The organism is Streptomyces sp. NPDC054813 (assembly GCF_053611365.1).
This window is the reverse complement of the sequence record NZ_JBSHAF010000031.1, coordinates 17218-28034: the sequence shown is the minus strand read 5'-3', so window position 1 is coordinate 28034 and position 10817 is coordinate 17218. Positions and strand designations below refer to the sequence as shown.

11 protein-coding genes are annotated in these 10817 nt (G+C 71.4%); 1 reads left to right on the top strand and 10 read right to left on the bottom strand.

The features are described 5' to 3' along the window. Window positions 1-135: 135 nt before the first annotated feature. The 7 genes from ACWGJB_RS42370 to ACWGJB_RS42340 all read right to left on the bottom strand — a co-directional run bounded on the left by ACWGJB_RS42370 (window position 136) and on the right by ACWGJB_RS42340 (window position 6904). Window positions 136-1461, bottom strand: a complete 1326-nt coding sequence (locus ACWGJB_RS42370; protein ID WP_453385352.1) for an MFS transporter — start codon at window positions 1459-1461, stop codon at window positions 136-138. A gap of 256 nt (window positions 1462-1717) precedes the next feature. Beyond that, window positions 1718-2668 (bottom strand): catechol 2,3-dioxygenase, encoded by a 951-nt coding sequence (locus tag ACWGJB_RS42365; protein ID WP_453385351.1) that lies wholly within the window; start codon window positions 2666-2668, stop codon window positions 1718-1720. After that, entirely contained in the window at window positions 2649-3767 is a 1119-nt protein-coding gene (locus tag ACWGJB_RS42360) for a 4-oxalomesaconate tautomerase (RefSeq protein ID WP_453385350.1), read from the bottom strand. The genes ACWGJB_RS42365 and ACWGJB_RS42360 overlap by 20 nt, the downstream gene beginning before the upstream one ends. Further along, window positions 3764-4486: a 4-carboxy-4-hydroxy-2-oxoadipate aldolase/oxaloacetate decarboxylase gene (locus tag ACWGJB_RS42355; protein WP_453385349.1), complete on the bottom strand. Its 723-nt coding sequence runs from the start codon at window positions 4484-4486 to the stop codon at window positions 3764-3766. Before ACWGJB_RS42355 ends, ACWGJB_RS42360 begins: the two co-directional genes overlap by 4 nt. After that, the gene (locus ACWGJB_RS42350; RefSeq protein ID WP_453385348.1) at window positions 4483-5238 is read right to left on the bottom strand and encodes a PIG-L deacetylase family protein; all 756 of its coding nucleotides are present in this window, start codon (window positions 5236-5238) and stop codon (window positions 4483-4485) included. Before ACWGJB_RS42350 ends, ACWGJB_RS42355 begins: the two co-directional genes overlap by 4 nt. Before the next feature lie 51 nt (window positions 5239-5289). Further along, complete coding sequence (locus tag ACWGJB_RS42345) at window positions 5290-5940, bottom strand: GntR family transcriptional regulator (RefSeq protein WP_453385347.1); 651 nt, start codon at window positions 5938-5940, stop codon at window positions 5290-5292. 106 nt (window positions 5941-6046) lie between these two features. After that, window positions 6047-6904, bottom strand: coding sequence for a LysR family transcriptional regulator (locus ACWGJB_RS42340; RefSeq protein WP_453385346.1), 858 nt, complete (start codon window positions 6902-6904; stop codon window positions 6047-6049). A 68-nt stretch (window positions 6905-6972) separates the two neighbouring features. Between ACWGJB_RS42340 and ACWGJB_RS42335 the strand changes: the two genes are divergently transcribed. Next, entirely contained in the window at window positions 6973-7851 is an 879-nt protein-coding gene (locus ACWGJB_RS42335) for an EamA family transporter (protein WP_453385345.1), read from the top strand. A gap of 91 nt (window positions 7852-7942) precedes the next feature. Here ACWGJB_RS42335 and ACWGJB_RS42330 read toward each other — a convergent pair whose 3' ends face one another. The 3 genes from ACWGJB_RS42330 to ACWGJB_RS42320 are packed head-to-tail and all read right to left on the bottom strand — an operon-like array spanning window position 7943 to window position 10568. Continuing rightward, window positions 7943-9103, bottom strand: coding sequence for an NAD(P)/FAD-dependent oxidoreductase (locus ACWGJB_RS42330; protein WP_453385344.1), 1161 nt, complete (start codon window positions 9101-9103; stop codon window positions 7943-7945). After that, window positions 9100-9297, bottom strand: coding sequence for a ferredoxin (locus ACWGJB_RS42325; protein WP_453385343.1), 198 nt, complete (start codon window positions 9295-9297; stop codon window positions 9100-9102). Before ACWGJB_RS42325 ends, ACWGJB_RS42330 begins: the two co-directional genes overlap by 4 nt. Before the next feature lie 44 nt (window positions 9298-9341). Continuing rightward, the gene (locus tag ACWGJB_RS42320; RefSeq protein WP_453385342.1) at window positions 9342-10568 is read right to left on the bottom strand and encodes a cytochrome P450; all 1227 of its coding nucleotides are present in this window, start codon (window positions 10566-10568) and stop codon (window positions 9342-9344) included. Between the last annotated feature and the right edge of the window lie 249 nt (window positions 10569-10817).

Below are 10817 nucleotides of genomic sequence, written 5' to 3'. Positions count from 1 at the left end.
GGTGGGGGGGGGGGGGGAGTTGGTGGGTCGGGGGGGGTCCCGCGGCCACCCCCCCCCCCCGGCCGCGTGGGGGGTGTTTGTGGGGCCGCCCCCCGGGGGGCCGGCGGGGGCCCCCGGACCGGTCGAAGACACCGGTCAGTGTGCGGCGACCAGTTGCTCCTGGTCGTTGCTGCGCTGCGGCTGCTTGGCCGAGCGCAGGGCGGCGATGCCGATGAACACCATCGAGGAGACACCCGCCAGCGCGAAGGCGGTGAAGCCCCAGTCGCCGTTGCCCGCCGCGAGCAGCTGGCCGCCGAGCCAGGGGCCGAAGACAGCACCGAAGCGGCCCATGCCCGAGGTCCAGCCGACGGCGGTGGCCCGGTTGTCCGGGGTGGAGCGGATGGAGACGGTCGCGTAGATCATCGTCTGGGCGCTGTTCAGGAAGACGCCGGTGAGGAAGACGACCACCATGGTCACGCCGGTGGCCATGTGGATGCTGAGCAGGTAGACGCCGACGGCGGTCAGGGCGAACCAGACGGCGGAGATGCGCGGGGCGCCGAACCGGTCGGCGGCGCGGCCGGCGACCAGCATGCCGACGATGCCGCCGAGGTTGAAGACGACGACGAAGGTCAGGGCGCTGCCGAGTTCGTAGCCCTCGCCGCGCATCAGGGTGGGCAGCCAGGTGGCGACGCCGTAGACCAGCAGCAGACCGCCGAAGGAGGCCAGCCAGTACAGCAGGGTCTGGATCCACTCGCCGCCGCGGAACAGGTCGAGCAGCGTGTCCCAGCGGTCGGCGGCGGTCTTCTTGCCGGTGGCGGCGGGCAGTTCGACCTCGTAGCGGTCGGCCAGCGCACGGGCCTCCTCGCCGCGGCCCTTGGCGACCAGGAAGCTCAGCGACTCCGGCAGGAACTTCAGCAGCACGGGCACGAAGAGCAGCGGGAGCACGCAGACCCAGAAGGCGGCGCGCCAGCCGACCGGCTCGACCAGCCACTTGGCGACGTAGGCGGAGAGGATGCCGCCGGCGTGGTGCGCGGTCATCAGCATGCCGATGGTGATCGCCACCCGGCCGCCCCTGGCGTAGTCCGAGACCATGCTGATCGCGGTCGGCAGCAGTCCGCCGAGGCCGACGCCGGCCAGGGTGCGGCCGAGGCCGAAGACGGCGACGCTGCCCGAGAGCGCGCAGATGCCGGAGGCGAGCGAGAACAGCGTGACGCAGCCGATCATCAGCTGCTTGCGGCCGATCCGGTCCGCGACGGTGCCCGCGGTCAGGGCGCCCACCAGCATGCCGAAGGTGGCGTAGGAGCCGAGGTCGCCGGCCTGGTCCGCGGTGAGGCCGAAGGTCTTGGTCTCCAGCAGGTGGGGCAGCACCGAGCCGTAGATGAACATGTCGAGGCCGTCGAAGAGCACGGCCAGCCAGCACAGACCGACGACCAGCAGGGCCAGTCTGCTGCCGCGAGCGGACAGGGCGGGGGAGGAGGACATCTTTGTTTTCCTCTCGTCCAGGAGGCGTTCCCTGGAGGGGAAGCGGTGAGGGGGTCGACGCGGCTCGTGCGGCTGACCCGTGGTGCGTAGACGCTAAGGATCAGGAACCAGAGGTGTCAACGTTTTTGTCAACAATCTCAGCAACAATCCAGACATAGACCACGCCACCCGGCGGGCGGGGTGAACCCGCAGGTGGCAAGGGGGGTGGGCGACGCGCAGCAGCGCGTCACCCACCCCCCTGATGGCCGAAAACAGGTCAGTCGACCGGCGGTGTCCCATGGGTGTGGAAGGACTCGATCGTCTTCAGACCCCAGGCCTGGCCCTTGGCCCGTTCGGCCTCGGTCCAGGTGATCAGCGGCCAGTCGGGCGCCAGTACCAGCCTGGTGAGCGGGTTGCAGAGCTCGATGCGGTTGCCGCCCGGCTCGTAGACGTACAGGAAGAACGTCTGCTGGATGGCGTGCTTGTGCGGGCCGGTCTCGATGAACACGCCGGTGTCGATGGCGAGATCGGCCGCCCGCAGCACGTCCTCGCGGGTGTCGGTGGCGAAGGCGATGTGGTGCAGCCGCCCGGTCGAGCCCGTCCAGTCCGAGGTGTACACCACGTCGTACGACTTGTTGGTGAAGGTGAGCCAGCGTGCCGCGATCTTTCCGGCGTCGAGCCGGATCTGCTCGGTCGGCCGGGCACCCAGCACCTGTTCCTGGAACTCGGCGTTGGCGAGCACGTCGGCGGCCAGGAAGTTGATGTGGTCCAGGCGGCGCACGCCGACGCCCCGGTTGGGCTTGGCCTGCGGCTGGTTCTTCAGCGCGGGCCTGAGCCCGTCGGGGGCCTGGTAGTGCTCGCTCTCCCAGTAGAGGGCGTGCTCGTGGCCGTCCGGGTCGGTGGTGACGTAGAGCTTGCCGAGGCCGGGTTCGTCCTCGGCCCAGTGGCCGGTGCCACCCGCCTCCTCGACCGCCCTGACACGGCGGTCGAGGGCCTCCTCGCTGGAGGTGCGCAGGGCGATCCGGCCCAGGCCGGGCCGGTCGCGGGCGGTGAGGACCAGACTGTGGTGCTCGTAGTCGTCGAAGGTACGCAGATAGACCGTGTCGCCGTCCCGGCCGTTGACGGTCAGGCCGAGGTAATCGGTGAAGAAGGCGACGCTGGCGTCCAGGTCCGGGGTGAACAGCTGGGCGTGGCCGATATGGGCGATGTCACCGAGGGGCGGAGCCATCGTTGCCTCCTTGGGGCTGTGCGGGGATGGCGGCGGCGCGGGGGAAGACCGCGCCGTCGAAGATCTTGCGGGCGGTGCGGACGACCGCGGTGCGGCGGGCGGCCGGCGGGAAGCCGTCGGACCCGGGGTCGACGCTGGTGTCGATCTCCAGGAATCCGGTGGGGTGTTCGATGCGGATCCGGTCGCCGTGGTCCGGGAGCCGGGCGATCCCCTCCCCCACGCTGCCGGGCAGCCTGAGGCCCGCGGCCACGCTCGCGGCGCCGAGGACGCCGATCGAGGTGTGACAGCGGACCGGGATGAAGGTCCGGGTGGTGACCGCGCCGCCGTCGCGGGGCGGGGCGAGCAGGCTGAGCTTGGGCACGGTGGCGGTCTCCACGTCCCCGAGGCCCATCAACTTCCCCGCAGCCAGCCGGATTTCGTGCAGGCGGTCGGCCAGAGCCAGGTCCTCCTCGAGATCCTTGGGCGTCTCGTACCCGGTCACCCTGAGGTCGCGCGCGGCGATGAGCACGGTCGGCATGCCGTTGTCGACGCAGGTCACCGCCGTACCGGCGACGGTGTCGCGGACGTTCCCGGTGGGCAGCAGCGGGCTGCGGCCGGCCGGGAACTCGATCACCACCGGGGCGGCCGTGCCGGGCACGCCGGAGATCTCGGCGTCCCCGGTGTAGTCGACGCGCCCGCCGGGTGTGGGGAAGCCGGCGATGGCCAGTTCCCCCGTGTTGAGCATCCGGATCCGTACGGAGGTCGTACCGTCACCGGGGGCCACGAGCCCCCGCTCCACGGCGAACGGGCCGACTCCGGCGAGGATGTTGCCGCAGTTCTGACGGTCGGTCACTTCCGGCCGGTCGACGGCGACTTGGAGGAAGAGGTAGTCGACGTCCGCCTCGGGATCGGCGGACGGAGCGACCACCGCGACCTTGCTGGTGAGGGGGTGCGCCCCGCCCAGGCCGTCGATCTGGCGCGGGTCGGGGCTGCCCATCACCCGCAGGAGCAGGTCGTCGCGGGCGGCGGGGTCGGCGGGCAGGTCCTCGGCCAGGAAGTAGGCGCCCTTGGAGGTGCCGCCGCGCATCAGCATGCAGCGCACCTCCGCGGGCCCGCTCATGGGGCGGACTCCTTGTGCTCCTCGCGCCCCTTGTACTCCTCGTACGTCCGGTACTCGACGCCGAGCCGCTTCAGGGTGTCCCGCAGTCCGTAGCGGTCCAGGCCGAGCTGGCCCTCGACGAACGCGGCGCGGGTGGCGGCCTCCTTGGCCTCGCGCGCCTCGGACCTCTCGGCCGTCTCGCGGACCCGCTCCCGGGGTACGACCACGACCCCGTCGTCGTCGGCGAGGATCACGTCACCCGGGTTGATCACCTGGCCGTCGATCGCGATCGGCACGTTGACCGAGCCACCGGTGGCCTTGACGGTGCCCTGCGAGGAGACCGCCCGGGACCAGGCGGCGAAGCCCATGTCCCGCAGCTCCTGGGTGTCGCGGATCCCGGTGTTCAGGACGACCCCGCGCACCCCGCGCTGCCGCAGCGCGGTCGCGAACAACTCGCCGAACAGCCCGTCCGTGCAGGGCGAGGTGGTGGTGACGACCAGGATGTCGCCCTCGCCGCACTGCTCGACGGCCGCGTGGATCATGAGGTTGTCGCCGGGCCAGCTGAGCACGGTGACGGCGGTGCCCGCGACCCGCACGCCCTGCTGGACGGGCCGGATCCCCGGACCCAGCAGGCCGGTCCGGCCCATCGCCTCGCTGACGGTGGCGACACCGAAACCGGCGAGGGCGTCCACGTCCGTCAGCTCCGCCTTCGGCGGGTCGGTGACGATCACGCCGCTCATGCCAGCTCCTTCGCGATCTGCGGGAACGGCCGCATGAACGCCTCCGCCATGGTGTTGTGCGCCAGGCCCAGGTTGGGGCCGGCGTTCCGCCTGAGCTGGACGCCCCGGCGGACGGCGAGGTCGGTGTAGTAGGCCCAGAGGTGCTGCTGGGCGCCGAGGCACTCCATCGCCTTGCGCTTGGTGTCCCAGACCTCGGTGATGTCGAGGAGCAGCTCGGGCTTGAAGCCGCTCATCTCGGGCTGGTGCGGCTCGAAGTAGAAGACCGGCGGGGCGCCGATGATGTCGCCCGCGCCCGGGTACCCGATGGCCTGGGCCAGGATGCGCGCCTCCAGGGCCATCCGGTTGGCGGCCGGGTGGTCGCCGTTGTAGGGGTCCTCGACGGGGTGGGTGAGCACGACGTCGGGCTGGGTCTCGCGGTAGACGGCGACCAGCTGGTCGGTCAGCTCCGCGGAGGCGACCAGCGGGTAGTCGCCGGCGTCGAAGAAGCGGACCTCGGCGCCGAGAGCGGCGGCGGCCTTCTCCGCCTCCTCCCGGCGTATCGCCTTGATCTCCTCGAGGTTCCTGCCCTCGCGCCACGCCTTGGCGGACTCACCGCGCTCGCCGAAGGTCAGACACGCGACGGTGACCTTTTCGCCCCGGGACGCGGCCAGGGCGATGGCTCCGCCCGCCCGCCACACGAAGTCCCCGGCGTGCGCGGTGACGACCAGGGTGGATCGTGGTGGGGTTTCGGCGGGCGCGTTGGCGTGCGTCATTGAAAAACTCTCCTTGGTGGACAGGTGTGCGCCCACCCAGCCCCGGGCGTCTCAGTCGCTCAGTGCGTCGATCACGCTCGTGAGGTGGGCGCGGACGGCCGCCTCGGCCGCCTGCGGGTCCCTGGCCCTGATCGCCTCGATCATCGCCAGATGCTCGTTCAGGGATTGCTGCGGACGTCCCGGGCGCAGCGCCAACTGGAAGCGGTGCCGCACCAGTTGGGCGTTGAGCCGCTCCAGCAGTGCCACGGCGGTCTGCTGGCCGGAGATCTCCCGGATCCTGTCGTGCAGCGCGTGGTTCAGCTCGGAGTAGGTGACCGGTTCGCCGTCCGCGACGGCCTTGGTCATGGCCGTCCCGAGGTCGGCGAGTTCGGTGAGGTGCTCGTCGCTGGCCGCGACGGCCGCCTTCGCCGCACACAGTCCCTCCAGGACCATGCGGCACTCCGTGATCGCGACCGCTTCCTCCACGGTCACCACCCGCACCCGCGAACCGCGGTTGCGGATCCGCTCGACCAGTCCCTGGGCCTCCAGATCGATCAGTGCCGCACGGATGCTGGCCCGCGTCACACCGAACTCCTCGGCGAGTTCGTTCTCCACCAGCCGCTGGGCCGGGGCCATCTCGCCGTGCAGGATCGCCTGCCGCAACAGCGCGAGCGCATGCTGCTTGGCCTGCTCTCCGGTGCTCGGACGGGCTTCTTTCGGCATCGTTTGCCCTCCCTGAGTGAGTGCCTGTCGAACGTAAATCTAGCCAAACAAGATTGTCAACAATTTTGTCTGCCGTATTGCCGGGCGATCCTGCGGCCCCGTGCGCTCAGCCGGTGCGGTACAGCTCGCTGAGCAGTTCGAGAACGGCCTGGCGCGCCGGGTGCGGATCGTCCCGCCACCAGGCCAGCCGGACGGCGACCGGTTCGGCGTCCCGCACCGGCCGGTAGACGATGCCGGGCCGCGGATACTGGTGGGCGGTCGACTCCGGGGTCACGCCGACACCGCGCCCGGCGGCGATCTCGGTGAGCCAGTCGTCGACGGAATGCGTCTCCTCGACGGCCGGACGGGATTCGGCCGGCCACAGCTCGGGAGTGGTGGTGCCGGTGCGCCGGTCGGTCAGGACGGTCCGGCCGGTGAGTTCGGCGAGCCGCACGGACCGGCGCCGGGCCAGCGGGTCGTCCGACGCCAGCGCGCACAGCCGCCGTTCCAGCCCCACGATCGCCGTGTCGAACCGCCGGTCCGCAAGCGGCCGCCGTACGACGGCCAGGTCGCAGGCTCCTTCACCAAGGCCGGCGGAGGCCGTGTTCACCCGCACGAGATGCAGGTCGGTCCCGGGGTGCGCGGCGGTCCAGCTCCGCTGGAAGGCCACGGTGTGCCGCCCCACCGCCGACCAGGCGTAGCCGACCCGCAGCCGGCTGTGCCCCGAGCCGGCCTCCCGCACCAGGTCGGCGACGTCCGCCAGCACCCGGCGGGCCCGCTCCACCACCCGCAGCCCGGTCGCCGTCGGCGTCACCTCGCGCGAAGTGCGCCGCAACAGCCTTACGCCCAGGGCCCGTTCGAGCCCAGCGAGGGTGCGGGACACCGCGGCCTGGGACACCCCCAGGGCGATCCCCGCGTCGGTGAAGGTGCCCTCGTCCACGATGGCGACCAGACAGCGCAGCTGCCGCAGCTCGACGTCATCCATACGCCAATCGTATAGATCCCGGATCGCATGCATTTTGCGCAACGCTCGGCGGAACGGAATCTGCTGTCATGCGACGAGTCCTGGAACGCCCGGCCCCCTCGACCGCGGCCCCCGCCGCCGAGCCGGGACGCCTGGCCGGCGTGGCGACCATGTTCGGCAGCGGCCTGTCCAACCAGACCGGCGCGGCGATCGGCGCCCTGGCCTTCCCGGTCCTCGGCCCGCTCGGTGTGGTGGCGGTACGGCAGTACGTGGCCGCTCTCGTCCTGGTGGCCGTCGGCCGCCCCCGGCTGCGCGCCTTCACCTGGCGGCAGTGGTGGCCGGTGCTGCTGCTGGCGGCGGTCTTCGGCACGATGAACCTGACCCTGTACACCGCGATCGACCGGATCGGCCTGGGTCTGGCGGTCACCCTGGAGTTCCTGGGCCCGCTCACCGTCGCCCTGGCCGCGTCGCGCCGCCGACTGGACGCGGGGTGCGCGGCGCTGGCGGCGGCCGGGGTGGTGGTGCTGATGCGCCCCCAGCCGTCGACGGACTACCTCGGGACGGGCCTGGGCCTGATCGCCGCGGGTTGCTGGGCGTCGTACATCCTGCTGAACGGGGTGGTGGGGCGGCGGATACCGGGGGCGCAGGGGTCGGCGGCGGCCGCGAGCGTGTCCGCGCTGACGTTCCTGCCGGTCGGAGTCGTGGTGGCGCTACGGCACCCGCCGACGGCCGGGGCCGTCCTGTGCGCGGTGGCGGCGGGTGTCCTGTCATCGGCGGTGCCGTATCTCGCCGACCTCCTGACCCTGCGCAAGGTTCCGGCCCGGACGTTCGGCCTGTTCATGAGCGTCAACCCGGTGCTGGCAGCGGTGGTCGGCTGGGCGGTACTGGGGCAGAGCCTGGGGATGCCGGAGTGGGCGGGGACAGGAGCGGTGGTGGTGGCCAACGCGGTGAGTCTGACGCCCCGATAGGGCCGCGGTGCTGTATCAATATGCGGCTCCGCCGCGTGGGCGCGACCAGCCACATCCGGCCCGCAGCTCACCCACCACCGAAACCGCCCCCTCAGTTCACGGCCTCCCCCCACCCCGCTCCGACCGCAATAGCCTGCCGCCACCCCCGAAGAACCTTCGGCGCCACCCCCACCGCGAGCACCCCGCTCAACCGCTCCCCGGTCCGGTACGCGGCGACGAACCGCCCCTCCGCCAACTCCCCTTCCACGACCAGCACTTCGTCGTGCCCCCGCAGATATCCGTACGCCTGGATCTTCATGTCGTACTGGTCCGACCAGAAGTACGGCACCGGCGCGAACGGCTTGCGCGCCTCGGGGTTGAGGAGATTGCGCGCCGCGGCCATCCCCTGCTCCGCCGCGTTCGTCCGGTGCTCGATCCGCATCGACACCCCGAACAGCGGGTTGTACCAGCGGGCGACGTCACCGGCCGCGTACACGTCCTTCGCGGCCTCGCAGCACTCGTCGCAGATCACCCCGTCGCCCACGGTGAGCCCGCTCCCGGCCAGCCACTCCACGTTCGGCAGCGAGCCGACCGCGACCAGCACCTCGTCGGCGTCGACCGTCTCCCCGTCGGCGAGCCGCACCCCGTCCTCGGTCACCTCGGTCACGGCGACCCCGGTCCGCAGGTCCACGCCGCGCCGGAGATGAGCCCGGGTCAGCACCCGCCCCACCTCCTCACCGACCGCGTGCGCGAGCGGTACCGGCGCCGGTTCGAGGAGGGTGACCTGCGCCCCGAGCTTCCAGGCGACGGCGGCGGCCTCGGCACCGAGGAACCCGGCGCCGACCACCACCAGCCGCTGTCCCGGCCCGATCCGCTCCCGGAGGGTCAGCGTGTCGTCGAGGGTGCGCAGCACATGCGCGCCCTCCCCGGGCAGCCGGCGCGGCCGTACTCCCGTGGCCACGATCAGCCCGTCGTACGGCAGCAGGGACCCGTCGGCCAGACGTACCGTACGGTCCGCCACGTCCAGCCCGGTCGCCGCCACCCCGAGCCGCAACTCCAGCTGCAGGGAGTCCAGTTCGGTCGGTTCCCGCAGGACCACCCGGTCCGGCGCCCACTCGGCCGACAGCACCTGCTTGGACAGCGGCGGCCGGTCGTACGGCGGGTGGAGTTCGTCGCCGACGAGGGTGAGCGTGCCGTCGTAGCCCTCGCGACGGAGCGTCTCGGCCGCCGCGAGTCCCGCCGCCGAGGCTCCGACGACCACGATCCGGTTCATCGCTCCACCAGTCGGATCGCGGCGGCGGGGCAGACCGCCACGGCTTCGCGGACGTCGTCGAGGATCTCCGCGGCGGGTTTCTCGTCCAGCACGAAGGCGATCCCGTCCTCGTCCCGCTGGTCGAAGACCTCGGGGGCGACGAGCACGCACTGCCCGGATGCGACGCACTTCGGTTCGTCCAGTTCGACATGCATGGCGTTCTCCCTGCTCTTCCTGCTTCTTGTGGGGGGTTGGTGGGTCACCAGGCGACCGGGAGTTCGTGGACGCCGTACACGCCGCCGTTGTGTTTGAAGGGCAGGTCGGTGAGGTCGGCGGCAAGCGCGAGGGTGGGGATGCGCCGGTAGAGCGTGCCGTAGACCACCTGGAGTTCCATCCGGGCCAGCGGCTGGCCCAGGCACTGGTGGACGCCGAAGCCGAAGGCGACATGACGGCGGGCGTCGCGGCTCAGGTCGAGCCGGTCCGGGTCGGGGAAGGCCTCGGGATCGCGGTTGGCGATGTCACTGGCCATGATCACGCCTTCGCCGGCCCTGATCACCTGTCCGGCGACCTCGATGTCCGCGAGGACCGCACGGCGCCGGCCGCTGTGCACGATGCTCAGGTAGCGCAGCAGTTCCTCGACCGCGCCGGCGATCACCTTGGGGTCGCCGCTGTCACGCAACAGGGCTAGCTGCTCGGGGTGTTCGAGCAGGGCGAGGGTGCCGAGGGTGATCATGTTGGCGGTGGTCTCGTGTCCGGCGAGCAGCAGCAGGACGCCCATCTGCGCGGCGTCCAGCCGGGTCAGCTCACCGGCCTGGACGCGCGCCACCAGACCGGAGAACAGGTCCTCGGCGGGCTTCTTCATCTTCTCGCCCATCAGCCGGTCGAGATACCCGACCAGCCTGCCGTGCGCCGCCATCCGGTCTTCGACGGAGGTGTCCCGGCTGATCAGGAGCTTGCTGTTCTCCTGGAAGAAGTCGTGGTCCTCGTAGGGCACTCCGAGCAGGGCACAGATCACCAGCGAGGGCACCGGAAGCGCGAAGGCCTCGACCAGGTCTACGGGGTTGGGGCCGGCCAGCATGTCGTCGATCAGGTCGTCGACGATCCTCTGCACGGCGGGCCGCATGGCCTCGACGCGCTTGACCGCGAACGGCGCGGTGACCATACGGCGCAGCCGGGCGTGCTCCGGGTCGTCCATCATGATGAAGCTGATGTTGTTCTTGCCGTTGCTGGGTGCCTGGAGCGGGTATCCGGGACGGTCGGGTTCGGCGCTGACCCTCGGGTCGAGCAGCACGGCGCGCTGGTCGGCGTACCGGGTGACCAGCCAGTAGTCCTTGCCGTCCCAGAGCCGGACCTTGGCGAGGGGGCCTGCCTCCTGGGCGGCCTTCAGCGCCGGCGGCGGGTCGAACGGGCAGCGCATGGACCGGGCCATCGGGAAGTCGGGGGTCTGCGCGGCGCCGGGTGTCGTGCCGGTCAGGGTGTCGGCCATCTCTGTCTCCTCGGGGTGGGGGACTCCGCTCGGTGCGGAGCGCCGGGACGATGGGAACGAGGCCTCGATGAGCACATGCAAACAGGGTGGGCTGTCCGCTTCCGGTCAGTTTCCTGACCTGAGGCTGACGTGAGCCAGGTCACAGGGCAACATGGTCGCGATACCGGGTACGGCACTGACGGCTACTACAACTTCCCTACAACAACGGGTTGTTGAGGTGACGAAGAGCTCCCGTGCGGCCGTCGGGAC